Source organism: Providencia sp. PROV080 (genome assembly GCF_033688105.1).
Taxonomy (GTDB): domain Bacteria; phylum Pseudomonadota; class Gammaproteobacteria; order Enterobacterales; family Enterobacteriaceae; genus Providencia; species Providencia zhejiangensis.
This window is the reverse complement of the sequence record NZ_CP096346.1, coordinates 1,176,211-1,198,481: the sequence shown is the minus strand read 5'-3', so window position 1 is coordinate 1,198,481 and position 22,271 is coordinate 1,176,211. Positions and strand designations below refer to the sequence as shown.

At 43.3% G+C, this 22,271-nt stretch carries 12 protein-coding genes, 3 tRNA genes and 3 rRNA genes; 3 read left to right on the top strand and 15 right to left on the bottom strand.

The window, feature by feature from the left end; all coding sequences use genetic code 11:
- Positions 1-51: 51 nt before the first annotated feature.
- Positions 52-1,443, top strand: coding sequence for a carbohydrate porin (locus tag M1F03_RS05155; protein ID WP_250000071.1), 1,392 nt, complete (start codon positions 52-54; stop codon positions 1,441-1,443).
- 64 nt (positions 1,444-1,507) lie between these two features.
- Here the strand turns inward: M1F03_RS05155 and M1F03_RS05150 are convergent, their stop codons facing one another.
- Genes M1F03_RS05150 through cysJ form a run of 3 tightly spaced genes read right to left on the bottom strand, consistent with a single transcriptional unit; the run spans position 1,508 to position 5,774 of the window.
- The gene (locus M1F03_RS05150) at positions 1,508-2,242 is read right to left on the bottom strand and encodes a phosphoadenylyl-sulfate reductase (protein ID WP_251463690.1); all 735 of its coding nucleotides are present in this window, start codon (positions 2,240-2,242) and stop codon (positions 1,508-1,510) included.
- The gene (gene cysI / locus M1F03_RS05145; protein WP_318840093.1) at positions 2,239-3,969 is read right to left on the bottom strand and encodes an assimilatory sulfite reductase (NADPH) hemoprotein subunit; all 1,731 of its coding nucleotides are present in this window, start codon (positions 3,967-3,969) and stop codon (positions 2,239-2,241) included. Before cysI ends, M1F03_RS05150 begins: the two co-directional genes overlap by 4 nt.
- Complete coding sequence (gene cysJ / locus M1F03_RS05140; RefSeq protein ID WP_251463686.1) at positions 3,969-5,774, bottom strand: NADPH-dependent assimilatory sulfite reductase flavoprotein subunit; 1,806 nt, start codon at positions 5,772-5,774, stop codon at positions 3,969-3,971. The genes cysI and cysJ overlap by 1 nt, the downstream gene beginning before the upstream one ends.
- A 237-nt stretch (positions 5,775-6,011) precedes the next feature.
- On the opposite strand from cysJ, the gene queD reads away from it, so the two are divergent.
- Complete coding sequence (queD, locus tag M1F03_RS05135) at positions 6,012-6,374, top strand: 6-carboxytetrahydropterin synthase QueD (RefSeq protein WP_154623485.1); 363 nt, start codon at positions 6,012-6,014, stop codon at positions 6,372-6,374.
- A gap of 34 nt (positions 6,375-6,408) precedes the next feature.
- Here queD and queE read toward each other — a convergent pair whose 3' ends face one another.
- Positions 6,409-7,080 (bottom strand): 7-carboxy-7-deazaguanine synthase QueE, encoded by a 672-nt coding sequence (queE, locus tag M1F03_RS05130; RefSeq protein WP_154623486.1) that lies wholly within the window; start codon positions 7,078-7,080, stop codon positions 6,409-6,411.
- A 284-nt stretch (positions 7,081-7,364) separates the two neighbouring features.
- Between queE and M1F03_RS05125 the strand changes: the two genes are divergently transcribed.
- On the top strand, positions 7,365-8,747 hold the full coding sequence (locus tag M1F03_RS05125; protein WP_154623487.1) for an amino acid permease: 1,383 nt from the start codon (positions 7,365-7,367) through the stop codon (positions 8,745-8,747).
- 66 nt (positions 8,748-8,813) lie between these two features.
- Here the strand turns inward: M1F03_RS05125 and megL are convergent, their stop codons facing one another.
- The 11 genes from megL to clpB form a co-directional block, all read right to left on the bottom strand.
- Positions 8,814-10,007, bottom strand: coding sequence for a methionine gamma-lyase (gene megL / locus M1F03_RS05120; protein ID WP_154623488.1), 1,194 nt, complete (start codon positions 10,005-10,007; stop codon positions 8,814-8,816).
- Between the two features lie 15 nt (positions 10,008-10,022).
- On the bottom strand, positions 10,023-10,415 hold the full coding sequence (locus M1F03_RS05115) for a hypothetical protein (RefSeq protein WP_154623490.1): 393 nt from the start codon (positions 10,413-10,415) through the stop codon (positions 10,023-10,025).
- 13 nt (positions 10,416-10,428) lie between these two features.
- A complete protein-coding gene (locus M1F03_RS05110; protein ID WP_196714205.1) occupies positions 10,429-11,616 on the bottom strand; it encodes an FAD/NAD(P)-binding oxidoreductase in 1,188 nt (395 codons plus the stop codon).
- Between the two features lie 676 nt (positions 11,617-12,292).
- Complete coding sequence (locus M1F03_RS05105; RefSeq protein ID WP_163860776.1) at positions 12,293-13,081, bottom strand: endonuclease/exonuclease/phosphatase family protein; 789 nt, start codon at positions 13,079-13,081, stop codon at positions 12,293-12,295.
- 292 nt (positions 13,082-13,373) lie between these two features.
- Positions 13,374-13,450: transfer RNA gene (locus tag M1F03_RS05100), tRNA-Asp, on the bottom strand.
- A gap of 55 nt (positions 13,451-13,505) precedes the next feature.
- Positions 13,506-13,621: ribosomal RNA gene (gene rrf / locus M1F03_RS05095) — 5S ribosomal RNA — on the bottom strand.
- 119 nt (positions 13,622-13,740) lie between these two features.
- Positions 13,741-16,826 (bottom strand): 23S ribosomal RNA (locus tag M1F03_RS05090).
- Positions 16,827-17,156: 330 nt separating this feature from the next.
- A tRNA-Ala gene (locus M1F03_RS05085) sits at positions 17,157-17,232 on the bottom strand.
- Between the two features lie 141 nt (positions 17,233-17,373).
- Positions 17,374-17,450: transfer RNA gene (locus M1F03_RS05080), tRNA-Ile, on the bottom strand.
- A gap of 66 nt (positions 17,451-17,516) precedes the next feature.
- Positions 17,517-19,056, bottom strand: a 16S ribosomal RNA gene (locus M1F03_RS05075).
- The 16S, 23S and 5S rRNA genes sit together here with 3 tRNA genes alongside, the layout of an rRNA operon.
- Before the next feature lie 636 nt (positions 19,057-19,692).
- Positions 19,693-22,266, bottom strand: coding sequence for an ATP-dependent chaperone ClpB (gene clpB, locus M1F03_RS05070; RefSeq protein ID WP_154624344.1), 2,574 nt, complete (start codon positions 22,264-22,266; stop codon positions 19,693-19,695).
- Between the last annotated feature and the right edge of the window lie 5 nt (positions 22,267-22,271).

The window sequence follows — 22,271 nt, the reverse complement described above, 5'->3', positions numbered from 1 at the left end:
AAATATCAAGTGGGAAATATATTTCCCACTTAGGTATAAAAGGAATAAAGAATGAATATGAAACTACTCGCTATTGCTATTAGCTTGGGATTAACTGTACCAACAATAACCTTAGCTAATACAAACTCTCTATCAATAGAACAACGTTTAGCCCTATTAGAACAACGAACCCTTGCAGCTGAAAAAAGAGCCGAACTTGCTGAACAAAAAGCTGCCCATTTAGAAAATGTATTAAAGAATAATGCTACGATTAGTCAACCTGCTAATGACCAACAAATAGTGACTAAAAAAACACCTGAAGCGCCTAATTTAATTGAAACCAATAGTCAATATGGAACCCTTAAGTTGTATGGTGATGTCGAATTTAATACAGATATTGCTAGTAAAAAAGGACAACTTACTTCAATTAATACCCAGGCAGGAAAAGACAAAGATTTTGGTGACTATGATAAATGGGGAATCAATGGACGAATTCTAATCGGTTTAGATGGTGAACGAGTATTAGATAATAAAAACTATGCGGGTTTTTCTGTCCAACCTCTCGCTAAAATTGATGGAGATGTGAGCTTAGATGATGCTGAATTTCATTTTGGTAAAAAAGAGAGTTGGCAAATAAAGCTCGGTCGCTATGAAGCCTATGATATGTTCCCATTAAATCAAGATACCTTTGTTGAGTATTCAGGCAATACCGCCAATGACACCTATAGCGATGGGTTTGGCTACATTTATATGATGAAAGAAGGTCGAGGAAGAACCAATAGCGGCGGCAGCATGATGTTTAATACGAAATATGACAATTGGTATTTCGAAACAAACCTGCTTATTGAAGATGGTACCAGTATCTTTAGCAATAGTGAGTACCACGGACGAAAACTGATTAATAAAAAGAATGTTGTCTATGTCCGTCCTGTTATCGCTTGGGAAAAAGATAGCTTTAAAATTGCTGCTGCGCTAGAAAGCAATATCGTGAATAATGCCTATGGTTATGAAGATAAAAACACAGGCCAATTTAAAGATCAGTCTAAACGCAATGGCTATGGCTTAACATTGGGCTGGAATAATTTAAAAAATGATCCAACCAATGGCTTGACGATAAATTGGAATACCGCCTATTTAGATGCCAGTCATGAAACTGATTTTACGACAGGTGCAAATATTCTATGGCGTCGTTTACAGTTAGGGTATATCTACGCTCATAATGACATCAAATCCTATGCATTAAATTATGATAACAATATTGATAATGAAGTCATCTTTGGTCCTGGCAAATATGATATTCATACCCTTTATACCTCTTATGAGTTACCGGATATACTTGATATGAATAATTTTAAAATTTATATCGGGGCATACTATTCAGTCATTGATGGAAAAGATATTGAAGTGAAAAATAGCGACAAAGATCGTTACGGCACAAGAGTGAGATTTAAATACTTATTCTAGAATAAATTAATGATGATATTGAGTGGCTAATTTAGTAGTCAGCCACTCAATATATTGATATCGCTTAACCTTCATGAAGCCCACATTCTCTCTTTAAACCAAAGAAGCGGGTTTCTTCTTCACTCATACCCGGTTCCCATTTTCGAGTGGTGTGGGTATCCCCCACGGACAAATATCCTTGTTCCCACAATGGATGATAAGGTAGGTTATGCTGTGTCAGATACTCATGTACTTGCCGATTATTCCAATCAATAACAGGTAAGACTTTAAATATCCCTTTACCTATATTCAATACCGGCAACATAGCACGACTCGCCGACTGCTCTCTACGTAATCCAGAAAACCAGCTTTGTGCTTTCAATTCCTGCAAAGCACGGTTCATCGGCTCAACTTTATTGATTTGATTATATTGCTCGATTCCTGATAGTCCTTGTTCCCATAAGCGCCCATAAACAGCCTCTTGCCAAGCAGGAGACAATGGCGAACGGTAAACATGCAAATTTAACCTCAGCCTTTCCGTCAATTCCTCAATAAAACGATAGGTTTCAGGGAAAAGATACCCTGTATCGGTGAGGATCACTGGAATATCAGGAATGACTTGAGTGACCATATGTAGCGTTAAAGCGGCTTGTATTCCAAAACTCGATGACAATACAAACGCTGTAGGTAAATGGTTCATTGTCCATTCGATTCGTTTGATAGCATCATATTTTTCTAACTGGGCATTAAATGCAGATAAATACTCGTCTTGTTCTGCTTTGTCTAATTTTAATACCTCAGCGAGTTCAAGCTGGCTCATACGGCCTCCTTAACCTCATAGAAATCAACCGCAGAGTTCAGTACTGGTTTCACCACATCCGTGCGTATTAAGAAATCACCAAATCCTTCTTGTGCTTGACGCCCTCTAGCCCAATCACCAATCAAGGTATCTAAAAGAGATAAAATTTCGGTTGAACTAATGTTTTCACGATACATACGAGGAATGCGAGTACCAATCCGGTTTCCCCCTAAATGTAAATTGTATCTGTCGAGTGCTTTACCCACGAGCCCAACTTCCGCCAGCATTGCTCGACCACATCCATTTGGGCACCCCGTAACGCGTAAAACAATATGCTCATCACCAATGCCGTGTGATTGCATGATTTTTTCAACCTCAGTGACAAATTCAGGTAAAAAACGCTCGGCCTCTGCCATCGCCAGTGGACACGTTGGGAAAGAAACACAAGCCATTGAGTTTTCATGCTGCGCAGTCACTTCTGCACTCATCAAACCATGTTCACGGGCAATCGCCTCAATACGGGCTTTTTCCGTTTCAGGTACACCAGCAACAATTAAATTTTGGTTTGCCGTTAAACGAAAATCCCCTTGATGAATTTTTGCAATTTCTGCTACACCTGTCTTTAGGGGCTTATTAGGTAAATCAATCAGGCGGCCATTTTCAATAAATAACGTTAAATGCCAATGATTATCTATCCCTTTTAGCCAACCAATTTGATCACCACGTTGAGTAAATTGATAAGGCCTAATGGCTTCAAATGTCACTCCCGAACGCCGTTCTACTTCTTGCTTAAATGTTTCTACACCAACCCGTTCAAGAGTGTATTTTGTTTTGGCGTTTTTACGTTCAGTACGATTTCCCCAGTCGCGCTGAGTCGTCACAATCGCTTCCGCAACAGCTAACGTATCCTTCAAATAAATAAACCCGAACTCACTGGCTAACCGTGGAAAAGTTGCTGTATCACCATGAGTCATGGCTAAACCACCACCAACCAGTACGTTAAAACCGATAAGCTCACCATTTTCAGCGATCGCTATGAAATTCATGTCGTTAGCATGTAGATCTACATCATTTAAGGGTGGGATCACTACCGATGTTTTGAATTTTCTCGGTAAATAGGTTTTCCCTAATATAGGCTCTTCATCTGTGGTTGCGACTTTCTCTTTATCAAGCCAAATCTCCGCATAAGCATTGGTTTTAGGCAATAGATGCTCCGATATTTTTTTTGCCCATTCATACGCCTGCTGATGCAACTCAGACTGCACAGGGTTAGATGTACATAACACATTACGGTTGACATCATTGGCCGTTGCTAAGGCATCCAACCCGACGTGATGTAACATCTGATGCGCTGGCTTGACATCCCCTTTTAAAATGCCATGAAATTGAAAGGTCTGCCGATTAGTAATACGCACACTACCGTACAACGTATGCTCAGAGGCGAATCTATCGATGTCCAACCATTGCTTCGGCGTAATAATTCCACCAGGTAATCGGCAGCGTAGCATCATCGCATGGCGAGGTTCTAATTTTTGCTCCGCCCGTTCCGCGCGAATATCGCGATCATCTTGCTGATACATACCGTGGAAGCGAATGAGCAGAAAGTTATCCCCCTCAAAACCCCCACTCAGCCCATTTTTAAGGTCTTCTTTGATAGTTCCACGCAGATAATGACTATTATTTTTCATACGCTCACTATCAGCCAGTTTGCCTTCTACGACCAAAGGCCCGTATTTTTTATCGCTCATTAGTAGACATCCCTCTGATACCGGCGCTCTACGCGCAGCTCACTCAAAAACTCATCTGCCGATTCACTATCCATGTTGCCGTATTGGCTAATAATATCCAACAACGCATGTTCCACATCACGTGCCATGTGATTCGCATCGCCGCAGACGTAAATATGTGCGCCATCTTCAATCCAGCGCCATACCTCTTCCCCTTGTTCGCGTAACTTATCCTGCACATAAACTTTTTGGGCTTGATCTCGAGACCAAGCTAATGAAATGTTGGTCAATAAGCCATCTTTGACATAGCGCTGCCATTCCACTTGATAGAGAAAATCTTCAACAAAGTGAGGATTACCAAAAAACAACCAGTTTTTACCTGTCGCTTGTTCATTATCACGTTGCTGCATAAAGGCTCTAAATGGAGCGATACCGGTTCCTGGGCCTATCATAATGACGGGTTTCGAGGTGTCAGCTGGAAGGCGAAAGTTATCATTATGTTCAATGAATATACGTACCTCGTCACCTTCTTTAAGGCGATCAGCTAAAAAACCAGAAGCGCCACCCGTACGAGCTCGTCCATCAATGTCATAACGTACAACCCCTACAGTGACATGTACTTCATCCTCTGTTTCCGCTTGTGAAGAGGCAATTGAATACAGTCTTGGAGTAATCGGCCGAAGAATATCAACAAACTCTTGGGCTGTCGGCTGAGAAGCAGCCTGCCTAACCATATCAACAATAGGGGTTGTCTGAGCGTAATGTAACAGTGCTTGTTTATCGCTGATCAAACCAAGTAATGCATCGTCCTTTGCTAAATTGGCATATTTTTCAACAATTAGATGGGTGTTTTGAGTCAATTCTAAATGGTGTATCAATGCATCACGTAATGGATATGATTGTTCAGCCACCTGAACTGGTTCATCACCTGTCAGCCATAATAAGCCTATCAATTCATCGACAAGGGCTGAATCATTATCGAACCACACACCGAGAGCATCTCCCGGTTGATAACGTAACCCTGAATCGCCAAGGTCGATTTCAATATGACGAACATCTTTTAGCGATCCACGCCCAGTAATTTTTTGATTGACGAGTAATGACGCGGTCAGAGGCGCTGTCTTTGTATAAGGCGATGAATGTATTTCATCAACACTGCCCGCTTGGGTTACCACCAATTGCTGATCACTTTGCGTAGGCACTCGCTCTTTAAGGCGCTGCGTCAAATCCTCAATCCATGCTTCAGCGATGGATTGATACTCGACATCGGCATCAATCCTCTCAAGTAATGATGTCGCGCCTAATTGCGATAATTGAGTATCAAAATCTTTCCCTGCTTGGCAAAACTTTTCATAAGAAGAATCACCTAAAGCAAAAACAGCATATACCGTACCACTCAAATTGGGTGCCTTTTTAGAATGCAAGTACTTATATAAAGCAACCGCTTCTTCGGCAGGCTCTCCCTCTCCTTGAGTTGATGCTACGATGACTAACACTTTTTCTTGTGAGATTTGTTTAAATTTATAATCTCCCGCGTTAACTAAGTTGACATTCAGTTTTTCACTTATGAGTCGTTCTCTCAGTTGCTCAGACAAACGTCGAGCATTCCCTGTTTGTGAAGCTGAAATAATCGTAATAGTTTCATCTTGTGGTACTTCAGCACTCATAGGCACGTTAGTGACTGTATTTTGATTAACCATTCCCCACAAATAACCAGACAACCAAGCGAGTTGGTGAGATGAAAAGTCATCGACAGCCGTCTGCAAACGTGAAAGTTGTTCCACCGATATTGGCAATGCCGATATGGGAGACTGTTTTTTTGTCATTATTCTATAACCCCAGAGTTGCTTATCTAAAATTACTACCCCGATAGTTTGTCAGGTTATAACACCCTTGCTAAACGGGATAAGAAACGATCGCCATAACTAATAGCTAAAAAGCCTAATGAAAATAGCTAGTGAATCATACTCATAAAAATGGTTAGCAATAATTCGATAAAATAAGATGCTCCGAGCACAAATTTCAGTAGAATACACTGCGTTTTGATTTATACGGAGTTGGTTATGAGAACAAGTATCTATAAAGATTTTCATTTTGAAGCAGCCCATAGGCTTCCTTATGTTCCTGAAGGTCACAAATGCGGGCGCCTCCATGGACATTCTTTCATGGTGAGACTAGAGCTCACAGGTGAAATCGATGAGAAAACAGGCTGGCTAATTGATTTTAGTGATGTTAAAGAAGCGTTTAAGCCAATTTTAGATCAGCTCGATCACTATTATTTAAATGATATTGAAGGCCTCGAAAACCCAACCAGTGAAGTCTTGGCAAGTTGGATTTGGCATAAAACCAAACCCCTATTACCTTTATTAAGCGCCGTAACGGTGAAAGAAACCTGTAATGCTGGATGTATTTATCGCGGCGAATAGTCATTCACTGATATGCCGTGAACATCGCGGCACATCAGGCGATATTGAGATATTTGTGTGTTTGAATGGAAAGTCGCCAATTTCGCGCAATACAGGTATCAATACATAGCTTAGTGGCTGCGCTTTTTTGGCTAATCGGCTGTAACGCAACAACCGCAGCACTTTTTTCTGTGCGTTTTGATAATAAATTATCCAACTCTTCAATATCTTTTTCACGCGCAACTGGATGCTTGATTTCATTCGCTCGATTGATTGACTCCGTCAGTACCTGTAACCCACCTTTCATAGCCACTTTTGGCGACACCGTCACCCAGGTTTGACTGGAACATTGAATAGGATACGTACCACTGGTTTCAATTTGACATTGATAACCTTGGTTTTCTAATTCCGTCGTCAGAGGTACGAGGTCATAAATACATGGCTCGCCACCCGTAATGACAATATGTTTTGCCGTATACCCTTGCTTATGCATAAGAGCAATCAATTCATGGCTATTGGCCAACGACCATGAATCTGTATCCATCGTTTTCACGACGATATCGCCAAGTGTTGTTTCTTTGTCAGCGTCTTTATCCCAAGTATGTTTTGTATCACACCAGCTACATCCCACAGGACAGCCTTGTAAGCGAATAAATACGGCGGGAACGCCAGTAAACACACCTTCCCCTTGTAACGTTTGAAAAATTTCATTAATTGGGTATTTCATAATTCTCTCTAGCATTGTCAGCTTCATGCGTATTATATACTCTAACGCATGCAAGTTGCATGCGAACGACAACGAGAATGTCCCATTCAACTGCACGCGTTATTCGTTCAAAATCTTTTCGCCTCGTGAACTTCATATAATTTGGTGTATGGCGCGTATATTGCAAGATATCTATCCCGCGAACCATACGCTTTATGGTAATGTAATCAGCTTGGTTTCAACAAAGTGCATCTAATAGAGAAAAAACCGGAACAATATTCGGTAATTTTAAGACAGGAAACAAAATGCAAAGTAGTAAAACAAATCAACTCAGAAAGGGATTGAGTGTCAGACACATTCGCTTTATGGCTTTAGGGTCAGCGATTGGTACCGGCCTGTTTTATGGTTCTGCGTCAGCGATACAAGCAGCAGGCCCAGCCGTTTTAATTGCTTATATGATTGGTGGGGCCGCCGTTTTTATGGTCATGCGCGCGCTCGGTGAAATGGCTGTTCATAACCCTGTTCCAGGCTCATTCTCCCACTATGCAAGCCATTATATGGGCCCACTAGCTGGCTTTTTAACTGGTTGGAACTATGTTTTCGAAATGCTTGTTGTCTGCCTAGCGGATATCACCGCTTTCGGTATGTATATGGGCTTTTGGTTCCCGCATGTAGACCAATGGATATGGGTGCTAAGCATTGTGTTATTTATTGGTGCACTAAACCTATGCCACGTTAAAATATTCGGCGAGCTAGAATTCTGGTTATCCATCGTGAAAGTCACGGCGATCATTGCAATGATTGTCGGTGGTGCGTTCTTAATGTTTTATGGTTTTGGCAAAGAAACTGACCATGCTGTTGGTATTCAAAACCTCTGGGAACACGGGGGTTTCATGCCGAATGGCATCGCGGGTGTCATCGCTTCTTTAGCTATTGTCATGTTTGCATTTGGTGGTATTGAAGTCATTGGTATCACAGCTAGTGAAGCACAAAACCCAGAAAAAACCATCCCGAAAGCAATCAATGCCGTGCCGATTCGTATCTTGTTATTCTATGGATTAACACTCTTTATTTTAATGTGCATCTACCCATGGAACCAAATCGGGCAAAATGGCAGTCCATTCGTACAAATTTTTTCTAGCTTAAATATTACTTCTGCTGCCAACATACTTAATATCGTGGTGATTACCGCGGCGATTTCCGCCATTAACAGTGATATTTTTGGTGCGGGTCGAATGATGTATGGTATGGCTCAAGATAAACAAGCCCCAAGAGTTTTCACTAAACTCACCCGCAATGGTGTACCTTGGGTGACCGTGCTTGTGATGTCCGTTGTCATGCTCCTCGGTGTCTATCTAAATTACCTTCTACCTGAGCGAATTTTCGTGATTATTGCGTCAATTGCGACTTTTGCAACTGTCTGGGTATGGTTAATGATCTTGCTTTCACAAGTTGCGATGCGCCGACAAATGAGCAAAGAAGACGTTAAGAAACTTAAATTCCCAGTGCCATTCTGGCCAATAGGTCCTGCAATAACAATTGCATTTATGGTATTTGTTATCGCATTACTTGGCTTCTTTAAAGAAACACAAGTGGCTTTACTGGTTGGCTGTATTTGGGTTGTAATACTCACTGTCGCCTATTTTATTATGCGTTCATTCCAACATAACCAAACAAATAACAATTAACCATAGCGCATTAAATAGAACACAACATCAAATAACGCCCCTGCTAAACTTCAGGGGCGTTTTCTTTTAACTTTCTAATTGCAGAGCTTGATCAAGGTCTGCTATCAAATCATTAACGTCTTCCAACCCAATCGATAATCTAATTAAGCCATCACTAATGCCATAAAATAACCGTTCTTCAGGTGTATACGTCGAATGAGTCATACTGGCGGGATGCTGTGCTAGAGATTCACAATCCCCTAAACTTACAGCCCGAGAAAACAGATTTAAGCGGTTTAAAAAACGCTTACCAGATTCAATCCCACCTTTTATTTCGCATGCTATCATCCCACCTGGCAGCTTCATCTGCCGGCAGGCCAATTCATACTGTTTAAAGCTATTTAAACCAGGGTAGACCACAAACTCAATCTGCGGATGGGATTCTAAATATTGTGCGATTCGCTGAGCATTTTTCACTATACGCTCCATGCGAATAGGTAACGTTTTCATCCCGCGTATAATCAAACTCGCATCATGTGGCGATAAACATGCCCCTGTCATATCTTTTAAGCCAACTAACCTAATTTGTTTGGCTATCTCTTTTGTCGTAATCACTGCGCCAGCGACGACATCACCATGGCCACTCATGTACTTAGTCAGCGAGTGAATAACAATATCAACACCTAATGTTATTGGCTTTTGTAAGTAAGGGGTACAATACGTATTATCCACGACGACCATGATATTATTTTTTTTAGCTAGCTCACTGACGGCTTTTATATCCACTAAACGCATATCAGGGTTAGCGGGTGATTCAAAGAATATCATGCGCGTATTTTCGCTGATTGATTGCGCTACAGTTTCAAGGTTGCTCATATCAATATGACGCACACGAACACCAAATCGTTCCAATCCGTGATGAAAGAAAGAATAAGTGCAACCATAAACAGTCATATCGACCAACAATTCATCCCCAGGATTCATTAAAGACCAAAAAGTTGACGTAATGGCCCCCATACCTGAAGAAAACACAATCGCGGCTTCTCCCTCTTCTAAATCAGCAATTCTCTTTTCTAATAAATCTAAGGTTGGGTTATTAATTCTTGTGTAGATAAAACCTTCTTTCTCACCACTAAAACAAGCTGCTCCCTCTTCTGCATCTTTAAACGAATAGGTTGCAGTTTGGTATATAGGTGGTATTAATGAACCTTTATTTTCCCTCTGGTTATAAAAGCTGTGTATTATACGAGTATCAAATGCATTTTTTGTATCTAAGCTCATACCACTCTCCTAAAATTACTTGTCACTAGATTGAGGTATCCTAGACCCCATAATCTGCAAGGTCCTTAATAGGATGCTCACTCCCCGTAATGTATTTGGATCTTTTAATAAGCTATAAACCGAACGAAAACTTTGATCTTTATTATCATAAATAGCTTCCATCTTAGCCATGTTATACGCTGTTCCTAACTCCCAAACCGGCGTTAACGTGTCTTCAAATGAATTAGCTAATTTTTCAACTGTGCCTAAATCGAGAATATCCACAAGGTCAGACAGTAAAGACAACAGGTCAACAATATTGTCCAAACGTTTTAAATGTAGAAGTGGGGAAATTTTTTCAGCTAAATGATCCGCAGACTCTGAATTAAGTAATTCAATAAGTTTCGCTTGTGTATTTTCATTTGACATCATCATGACCCTCCTACACTAATCCACGAATAGCAGCCCAATAAATTCCCCTATTGAAACCATTTCGGAGCAATCCCCCCACTTTAGTCGCAGGTATCGGCAACACATCATGTTTATAGTCGTACTGTAAAGGCATCCCTGCATTTAGCCCCATTTGTGCAACAGCTTGAACTCGGCCGTCATAAATTGCCGCTGGGTAACCGTAAGTCAATTCGCCAACGATATTATCAGCGATAATTGCAGCCTGATTATGGCAGCTACCACCCGCCTTACTTATGGGTAAATCAACAGTGTCACCAATAACATAGACACCTTCCGTACCGTAAACTTGTAGCGTTTCATGATCAGTTGGCAACCAACCTTCACCATTATTATGTTCACTTAAACCTGTATTCACGACGGCTTCTACCGCAGTAATTGGCGGCGTACTAATTAAAATATCAAAAGGCTGTTCATCACCTTCTTTTGAATAAGCGACCTTTTTATCTGGGTCAACTTTACTTAAAGTAAAGCCACGTTGAGATTTAATATTCTTTATATTAAAAATTTCAGGAATCGCTTCACAAACAGGTTGTTGAAGGAAAAGACAATTACGTAATAATTGAGATACTGTAGGGTAAGTATAGACAATCTCAATATTATCTCTCACACGCCGCTTACGTAAAAATTCATCTAGCATAAGCGTTGTTTCCATGGGCGCAATACCGCATTGATGAGGGACATTCGGTGTTTCAGGAAAAGATACCGTTATAAAAATCCGACCTTTTTCAATTTTAGATAATTGATCGGCTAATTTTCTCGCGGGATCATAAGCATAAAAATGATGACCTATTTCTTTTAATCCTTCAATTCTATCCGGTCTAGGAACACATCCTGTTGCAATAACAAGATAATCATAATTTAAAACTTTACCACTACGTGATTTTAACTCTTTATTTTTAAAATCAAATGCATCGATTTTATCGATAACCAAATCTATTTCTGGCCTTAATAATGAACGCTCATGACGACTTAGCTCATCTTTAAAAAACAAATTAAATGCTATATACATAAAGGCAGGTTTGTAATAATGAATAGGATTATCAGTAACTAATGTTATTTTTATTTTCTTAGCAAAAATATCGTTATTTAATTTCCTAGCTAAAATGTTGGCTAACATTGTACCACCTGTCCCACCACCAACTATTATGATATTTTTCATATTATTAACCACCTATATTTAAATAGTTTTTAAATAGACAGCGTATGACTAAGTAAATATAGCTGATATTCAATAATTCGCCACTCATATATTTGGCAATTAATGTTAATTTAAAAAATATATATTAATCACGATGATAAATATATCAACCGATGGAGAATCAATTTAATTATAATTAATCATATAATTTATCACTTAATGAAATAATAATATTCTTTTTTAGATTTGTTTATTGTGCCCTCTGTAACGACCAACAATTTAACAATGAAATAATACATCTTATAAAATTTTTTCATCTCCAATATTATGGATAATAAGATAGTGTTGCTTATCTATTACTCTATATATCTCTTTATAATCGCAATATGCCGTTAATCCCTATCTCAAATATCAATAGCCAAATCGTCTCTGTATTGGCAGTAATTGGTTTAATGATACCTTTACGATAAAAGATTCGAGATGCAGCAATGAACGGGATGGGGGAGCTATTTTTTGCTCTTATCAATATTAACTTGGCTATTACTAACCGGTTTCTTAATCGGGGTAACGAGTCTATCGAGAAAAGTGCTATAAAGAAGAGTTGAAGATATTAAACTCACTTCTGCATAATAAGAATACCACTAAAGTATAAGGTGAAAATAACAATTAGAAAAAGAGACGGTTAACGCCAATAAAACTAAACGAGTTCAAATTGAGTTATAATCGGGTTATGGTCCGAAGCATCGGTATTTGTAACGTAGCTATCCTTTACCTTCAGCCCTCTATAAAATAAATAATCTAAAGGTCTTCCAAAGGCTTTAGTTCGTTGGTCATGATCATAGCCAACTTCTTTTAACCCAACACTCCTCACAAAGCGTTTTAATGCATTCACTCTTTGCCGACTCCAAGCATTAAAGTCACCAGCTAGCAGTACAGGACCAACATGTTTAGCAATGTGGTCACCTAATTTACTTAATTGTCGTGTGTAAACATCGACCCCAAAACTAAAGTTAATCGCATGTACATTCGCCACCATCAGATGCTTTCCATTCGGCAGCGGATACACCGTTATTAATGCAGATTTTGCTAAACGCAATAAAGGCTCTTTTTCTCGTAGTGGACAACAATATATAGGATGAGAAGTCGCAAGTGTCATTACGCCAGCAGGATGCGGAGAGAAAGGCAAAGCAGGCACTTGGTCTGCAATTAATTGATGCGATGCCGCAAATGAAACAAGCTCTGGGGACATTTGTGCTTCTTGCAGTAGGATCAGCTTTTTACCTTTAACAAGCTCATCTAGCACAATCTTCCAATTTGGACGTTGCTGCTTATAAATATTCCATGTCAGAACATCTAAGGTTTCACCTGCTGCAAATAAAGGTAATCCGACGGGTAGTGATTCTCCTAACATATGTACAGGCATGGGTTGGATACGTTTAGCGGGTTGACCTGCAATATATCTAACAGAATAGGTTCTTTTCGCCACGTTTTAAATCCCTACAAAAATGAGAAGTTAACCGTATTCTAACAAGTTTAGAAACGACATGGCTTGTAGTATATCAAAGCTATCATGTTATATCTTATGAAGTTAAGACTAACCCCCCTTATAATGACTGTATACTAACCATTTTTGAGTGCTTTATAGAATATTACAAGATGCCTTCTTATCATTCACTATAACGGCTAAATAAGGAAACCATGAGCAAAGAAATTGCAGAGCAAAACTGATTTTACAAATAGTAAAAAGCCCCGTGAGAAATCTCACGGGGCTTAATAAGTGGCGGAACGGACGGGACTCGAACCCGCGACCCCCTGCGTGACAGGCAGGTATTCTAACCAACTGAACTACCGCTCCACTATTCTTTCGCCTAACGGCTGCTTATCGCTTCGCAATAAGTCTTTAATTTAATGTCTGGCAGTTCCCTACTCTCACATGGGGAGACCCCACACTACCATCGGCGCTACGGCGTTTCACTGCTGAGTTCGGCATGGGGTCAGGTGGGACCACCGCGCTATTGCCGCCAGACAAATTCGGTTTTCGTTCCCGTCGGCTTGCACCAACCAGAACAGCAATCTTGAACAAGCTAATTTCTCGCACTCTGTGTGCGCTTCACAACGTTCTCTCTAAAACACCTTCGGTGTTGTCAGGTTAAGCCTCACGGTTCATTAGTACTGGTTAGCTCAACGTATCGCTACGCTTACACACCCAGCCTATCAACGTCTTAGTCTTAAACGTTCCTTTAGGACCCTTAAAGAGTCAGGGAAGACTCATCTCAAGGCAAGTTTCCCGCTTAGATGCTTTCAGCGGTTATCTCTTCCGCACTTAGCTACCGGGCAGTGCCATTGGCATGACAACCCGAACACCAGTGGTGCGTCCACTCCGGTCCTCTCGTACTAGGAGCAGCCCCTTTCAATCTTCCAACGCCCACGGCAGATAGGGACCGAACTGTCTCACGACGTTCTAAACCCAGCTCGCGTACCACTTTAAATGGCGAACAGCCATACCCTTGGGACCTACTTCAGCCCCAGGATGTGATGAGCCGACATCGAGGTGCCAAACACCGCCGTCGATATGAACTCTTGGGCGGTATCAGCCTGTTATCCCCGGAGTACCTTTTATCCGTTGAGCGATGGCCCTTCCATTCAGAACCACCGGATCACTAAGACCTACTTTCGTACCTGCTCGAGCCGTCACTCTCGCAGTCAAGCTGGCTTATGCCTTTGCACTAACCGCATGATGTCCGACCATGCTTAGCCAACCTTCGTGCTCCTCCGTTACTCTTTGGGAGGAGACCGCCCCAGTCAAACTACCCACCAGACACTGTCCGCACCCCAGATGATGGGGCCACGTTAGAACATCAAACATTAAAGGGTGGTATTTCAAGGTTGGCTCCATGCAGACTGGCGTCCACACTTCAAAGCCTCCCACCTATCCTACACATCAAGGCTCAATGTTCAGTGTCAAGCTATAGTAAAGGTTCACGGGGTCTTTCCGTCTTGCCGCGGGTACACTGCATCTTCACAGCGAGTTCAATTTCACTGAGTCTCGGGTGGAGACAGCCTGGCCATCATTACGCCATTCGTGCAGGTCGGAACTTACCCGACAAGGAATTTCGCTACCTTAGGACCGTTATAGTTACGGCCGCCGTTTACTGGGGCTTCGATCAAGAGCTTCTCCTTACGGATAACCCCATCAATTAACCTTCCAGCACCGGGCAGGCGTCACACCGTATACGTCCACTTTCGTGTTTGCACAGTGCTGTGTTTTTAATAAACAGTTGCAGCCAGCTGGTATCTGCGACTGGCTTCAGCTCCATCCGCGAGGGACTTCACCTAGCGCCAGCGTGCCTTCTCCCGAAGTTACGGCACCATTTTGCCTAGTTCCTTCACCCGAGTTCTCTCAAGCGCCTGAGTATTCTCTACCTGACCACCTGTGTCGGTTTGGGGTACGATTAATGATAATCTAGAGCTTAGAGGCTTTTCCTGGAAGCGGGGCATGAGCTACTTCGCCACCGTAGTGACTCGTCATCAGACCTCAGCATATAGTGAACCGGATTTGCCTAATTCACCTGCCTACATCCTTAAACCGGGACAACCGTCGCCCGGCCAGCCTAGCCTTCTCCGTCCCCCCATCGCAATTATCACCAGTACAGGAATATTAACCTGTTTCCCATCGACTACGCATTTCTGCCTCGCCTTAGGGGTCGACTCACCCTGCCCCGATTAACGTTGGACAGGAACCCTTGGTCTTCCGGCGTGCGGGTTTTTCACCCGCATTATCGTTACTTATGTCAGCATTCGCACTTCTGATACCTCCAGCATGCCTCACAGCACACCTTCACAGGCTTACAGAACGCTCCCCTACCCAACAACATCTAAATGTCGCTGCCGCAGCTTCGGTGCATGGTTTAGCCCCGTTACATCTTCCGCGCAGGCCGACTCGACCAGTGAGCTATTACGCTTTCTTTAAATGATGGCTGCTTCTAAGCCAACATCCTGGCTGTCTGAGCCTTCCCACTTCGTTTCCCACTTAACCATGACTTTGGGACCTTAGCTGGCGGTCTGGGTTGTTTCCCTCTTCACGACGAACGTTAGCACCCGCCGTGTGTCTCCCGTGATAACATTCTTCGGTATTCGTAGTTTGCATCGGGTTGGTAAGTCGGGATGACCCCCTAGCCGAAACAGTGCTCTACCCCCGAAGATGAGTTCACGAGGCGCTACCTAAATAGCTTTCGGGGAGAACCAGCTATCTCCCGGTTTGATTGGCCTTTCACCCCCAGCCACAAGTCATCCGCTAATTTTTCAACATTAGTCGGTTCGGTCCTCCAGTTAGTGTTACCCAACCTTCAACCTGCCCATGGCTAGATCACCGGGTTTCGGGTCTATACCCTGCAACTTAATCGCCCAGTTAAGACTCGGTTTCCCTACGGCTCCCCTATACGGTTAACCTTGCTACAGAATATAAGTCGCTGACCCATTATACAAAAGGTACGCAGTCACCCCATCCTCAAATGTCCCGCTTGTCTTTGCGGCCAATCTTGCCCGATTTTTTAACTTCCGCTGCTCGTGTACTTCTATGTACACTGCGCTGCGGCTTGAAAAAATCAGCCAATCTTGTTTGCAAATCCTGCGCTGTTCTTGTGGTGGTTGTTTAAACCCTCACTCAATTGCCGAGGCACTTGAGTGATGGGGCTCCCACTGCTTGTACGTACACGGTTTCAGGTTCTATTTCACTCCCCTCGCCGGGGTTCTTTTCGCCTTTCCCTCACGGTACTGGTTCACTATCGGTCAATCAGGAGTATTTAGCCTTGGAGGATGGTCCCCCCATATTCAGACAGGATAACACGTGTCCCGCCCTACTCGTCGAGTTCACAACACCAACACCTTCGGATACGGGGCTATCACCCTTTACTGCCGGACTTTCCAGACCGTTCTCCTGATGCTGATGCTGATTAAGACTCTGGGCTGCTCCCCGTTCGCTCGCCGCTACTAGGGGAATCTCGGTTGATTTCTTTTCCTCGAGGTACTGAGATGTTTCAGTTCCCTCGGTTCGCCTCGTTTGACTATGGATTCATCAAACGATAGTGCAACGAATTGCACTGGGTTTCCCCATTCGGACATCGTCGGCTATAGCGGTTCATATCACCTTACCGACGCTTTTCGCAGATTAGCACGTCCTTCATCGCCTCTGATTGCCTAGGCATCCACCGTGTACGCTTAGTCGCTTAACCTCACAACCCGAAGGTGTCTTTTCGTGTCGTTCTGACCGGTAATGGCTGCGCGTGGTGAACTTCTGCGTTGGGCAGTGCTCGCAATGCTCACGTACCAATGTACGCTGCGCTTGCTGTGCGCTGTCCGCCTTGAATTTCACACTGCTCGCTCATTACAGTTGCCATCATGACAAAACAGCATTCGCGTTGAGATTTTTGAGAGACTCTCACATTGTTTAAGCGATAAACAATGTGCGTTGTTTCAATTTTCAGCTTGTTCCAGATTGTTAAAGAGCATAATTATTCGCAATAGACTATAACTAATCTATTCTGAATAATTCAAAAGTATTATGGTGGAGCTAAGCGGGATCGAACCGCTGACCTCCTGCGTGCAAGGCAGGCGCTCTCCCAGCTGAGCTATAGCCCCATAACAGGTTTGACAGTACCAATTATCTTCTTCTTTACGCGGTTCGCGTCTTCGGAAGGTCTTTTTTCTTAGGCAAGGCGTAGTCTTGGCGACGTTTACGCGGGTAAACGAGCTAAGCTACAACGCAGCATAAGCAAAAAGTGGTAGGCCTGAGTGGACTTGAACCACCGACCTCACCCTTATCAGGGGTGCGCTCTAACCACCTGAGCTACAAGCCTATTGATACCGTTGACTCTATTTCATCAGACAATCTGTGTGAACACTTCACAAGAACACTTCAATGGTAAGGAGGTGATCCAACCGCAGGTTCCCCTACGGTTACCTTGTTACGACTTCACCCCAGTCATGGATCACAAAGTGGTAAGCGCCCTCCCGAAGGTTAAGCTACCTACTTCTTTTGCAACCCACTCCCATGGTGTGACGGGCGGTGTGTACAAGGCCCGGGAACGTATTCACCGTAGCATTCTGATCTACGATTACTAGCGATTCCGACTTCATGGAGTCGAGTTGCAGACTCCAATCCGGACTACGACGTACTTTATGAGTTCCGCTTGCTCTCGCGAGGTCGCTTCTCTTTGTATACGCCATTGTAGCACGTGTGTAGCCCTACTCGTAAGGGCCATGATGACTTGACGTCATCCCCACCTTCCTCCGGTTTATCACCGGCAGTCTCCTTTGAGTTCCCGACCGAATCGCTGGCAACAAAGGATAAGGGTTGCGCTCGTTGCGGGACTTAACCCAACATTTCACAACACGAGCTGACGACAGCCATGCAGCACCTGTCTCAGAGTTCCCGAAGGCACTAAAGCATCTCTGCTAAATTCTCTGGATGTCAAGAGTAGGTAAGGTTCTTCGCGTTGCATCGAATTAAACCACATGCTCCACCGCTTGTGCGGGCCCCCGTCAATTCATTTGAGTTTTAACCTTGCGGCCGTACTCCCCAGGCGGTCGATTTAACGCGTTAGCTCCGGAAGCCACGCCTCAAGGGCACAACCTCCAAATCGACATCGTTTACAGCGTGGACTACCAGGGTATCTAATCCTGTTTGCTCCCCACGCTTTCGCACCTGAGCGTCAGTCTTTGTCCAGGGGGCCGCCTTCGCCACCGGTATTCCTCCACATCTCTACGCATTTCACCGCTACACATGGAATTCTACCCCCCTCTACAAGACTCTAGCTGACCAGTCTTAGATGCCATTCCCAGGTTAAGCCCGGGGATTTCACATCTAACTTAATCAACCGCCTGCGTGCGCTTTACGCCCAGTAATTCCGATTAACGCTTGCACCCTCCGTATTACCGCGGCTGCTGGCACGGAGTTAGCCGGTGCTTCTTCTGTCGGTAACGTCAATCGTTGATGATATTAGCATCAACGCCTTCCTCCCGACTGAAAGTACTTTACAACCCTAGGGCCTTCTTCATACACGCGGCATGGCTGCATCAGGCTTGCGCCCATTGTGCAATATTCCCCACTGCTGCCTCCCGTAGGAGTCTGGGCCGTGTCTCAGTCCCAGTGTGGCTGATCATCCTCTCAGACCAGCTAGGGATCGTCGCCTAGGTGAGCCATTACCCCACCTACTAGCTAATCCCATATGGGTTCATCCGATAGCGCAAGGCCCGAAGGTCCCCTGCTTTGCTCCTTAGAGATTATGCGGTATTAGCCACCGTTTCCAGTAGTTATCCCCCTCTATCGGGCAGATCCCCATACATTACTCACCCGTCCGCCGCTCGTCAGCGAGAAGCAAGCTTCCCCTGTTACCGCTCGACTTGCATGTGTTAGGCCTGCCGCCAGCGTTCAATCTGAGCCATGATCAAACTCTTCAATTAAAAGTAGTCTGATGCTCAAAGAATTAAACTGTTTATCAATTCGCTTCTGTTCGGCTAACCTTGTCGGCTTCGCTCCGCTTTCCTCGCCGTACCTCAGTACTGTCTCGGAAATGCTCACTCGCCTTCGCGTTATCCTTCCACAATCGAATTGCACATTGTTAGTTCATATATGAATTAACGTGTTAGTCACTCTTCAAGACTTAAAATCAAATATTTTTTTGATAGTGTCCTGTGAGTGCCCACACAGATTGTCTGATAAATTGTTAAAGAGCGTTGCGACTTTATCTTTCGATATTAACCGTTTAGGTCGTTGTCGCGAGGTGGCGTATATTACGCTTTCCTCATCGAGAGTCAAGCTTTTTTTCGCTTATCTTTTCAGATTCTCTCGTCTGCCGTCGTTAGCCTTTTGGGCTTGCCATCACATTCTGTGTTGGCTCATCGTCGGTCAGTGGAGGCGCATTATAGGGAGTCAGAAAATTCTAGCAAGTCTTTTTTTAAAAAAATTTGACGACTGATTGTTTTTTACACTTTTGGTGCATTTTTATAGCAAAAAGGGCCTCTTTTCATGAAAAAAGGTGATAAAAAGGCGACCCTAAGGCCGCCTTGGATTCTATTACCTAATTGAAAAGCGAATAGTTACTGTTTAGCGACTATCTCATCATTCTCCACATCTAAGACTATTGGTTTACCTGGGATCAATTTACCTGACAATATTTCTTGCGCTAGAGGGTTTTCAATCTCTTGTTGGATTGCTCTTTTCAATGGACGAGCACCAAAGATTGGGTCAAACCCTGCTTCACCAATTTTTTCCAATGCCGCAGATGATGCGGTAACTTCATAGCCGTGTTCTTCAAGACGTTTATATAAACGACCAAGCTGGATATTCGCAATGTTTGTAATATGTTCTTTACCTAATGGATGGAACACGACCACTTCATCGATACGGTTAATAAATTCAGGTCTAAAGCTATGTGCTACAACCTCCATAACCATATCTTTCATTTCTGAATAACCGATAGTACCAAAACGTTCTTGAATTAAATCAGAACCGAGGTTTGATGTCATAATAATAACGGTATTACGGAAGTCGACCGTACGACCTTGGCCATCCGTTAAGCGCCCATCATCCAATACCTGTAATAAAATATTAAAGACATCTGGGTGTGCTTTTTCGACTTCATCCAAGAGAATAACAGAATAAGGGCGACGTCTAACGGCTTCAGTTAGATAACCACCTTCTTCATACCCCACATATCCTGGAGGAGCCCCCACTAAACGTGAAACGGCATGTTTTTCCATAAACTCGGACATATCGATACGAACCATCGCATCATCACTATCAAACATAAAGTTTGCCAGTGCTTTACATAATTCCGTTTTACCAACCCCAGTTGGCCCCAAGAACATAAATGAACCTATTGGGCGATTAGGGTCTGACAAACCTGCACGGCTACGACGAATAGCGTTCGATACCGCAACTACCGCTTCATCCTGGCCTATTACGCGCTGGTGTAATTGCTGTTCCATACGTAATAGTTTTTCTCTTTCGCTTTCCAACATACGAGAAACAGGTATACCAGTCCAACGAGCTAGAATTTCAGCGATTTCGACATCAGTCACTTTATTTCGCAGAAGTTTCATACTCTTATTTTCTGCTTTAGTCGCTGCATCTAACTGTTTTTCCAACTCAGGAATACGGCCATATTGCAGTTCAGACATTTTTCCGAGGTCACCACTACGACGTGCTTTCTCCATTTCGTAGCGTGCGTTCTCTAACTCGGCTTTTATATGCTGTGTACCTGTTAATGACGCTTTCTCTGCTTTCCATTCTTCTTCTAATGAAGAATATTCACGCTCTTTTTCCGCTAACTCTTCTTCGAGCATATCAAGACGTTTCTTACTCGCGTCATCGGACTCTTTTTTCAGGGCTTGCTGTTCCAATTTGAGCTGAATGATACGGCGCTCTAAACGGTCAAGCGATTCAGGTTTCGAGTCCATTTGCATACGCAAACTCGCACCAGCTTCATCAATTAAGTCAATCGCTTTATCCGGTAACATACGATCCGTAATATAGCGATGAGATAACGTTGCCGCTGCGACGATTGCAGGGTCCGTAATCTGCACATGGTGATGCAACTCATAGCGCTCTTTCAGACCACGTAAAATCGCGATTGTGTCTTCAACGCTTGGCTCTGCAACATACACTTTTTGGAATCGACGTTCTAAAGCCGGATCTTTTTCTATATATTGACGATACTCATCAAGTGTTGTTGCCCCCACACAGTGCAATTCACCGCGTGCTAATGCAGGTTTCAACATGTTCCCCGCATCCATGGCACCGTCCGCTTTACCCGCACCAACCATGGTATGCAATTCATCAATAAACAGAATGACATTACCTTCTTGCTTAGCAAGGTCACTCAGTACGCCTTTTAAACGCTCTTCAAACTCACCACGGTATTTAGCACCTGCGATTAAGGCTCCCATATCTAAGGATAAAACACGCTTGTTTTTCAGACCTTCAGGCACTTCACCATTCACAATACGTTGCGCTAATCCTTCAACGATCGCGGTTTTACCAACGCCAGGCTCACCAATCAGCACAGGGTTGTTCTTTGTACGACGCTGTAATACCTGAATAGTACGGCGAATTTCTTCATCACGACCAATCACTGGGTCTAACTTGCCTTGTTCCGCACGCTCTGTCAGGTCAACAGTAAATTTCTTTAACGCTTGGCGCTGGTCTTCAGCACCTTGGTCATTCACTTTTTCGCCACCACGCATTTGTTCTATTGCCTTATTTAAATTCGCTTTATTGACACCGGCTGCTTTAAGCATATCCGCAAGTGATGTATTCGCTTCTAAAGCTGCAAGAAGAAATAATTCAGAGGAGATAAATTCATCGCCATTTTTTTGTGCTAATTGATCACATAAATTTAAATGACGGATCAAATCACTTGAAGGCTGCACATCACCGGCAACCCCTTGCACTTGCGGTAAACGCGAAAGCGCTTCTTCAATTTTTTGTTGCAACTGCCCGACATTGACACCCACCGTTGTCAAAAGAGGTCGTACAGAGCCACCTTCTTGATTAAACAGTGCACTTAATAAATGAATAGGTTCAATAAACTGGTTTTCGCGCCCAAGGGCTAATGACTGGGCGTCAGCGAGAGCTTGCTGGAATTTATTAGTTAAACGATCCAGACGCATAACAC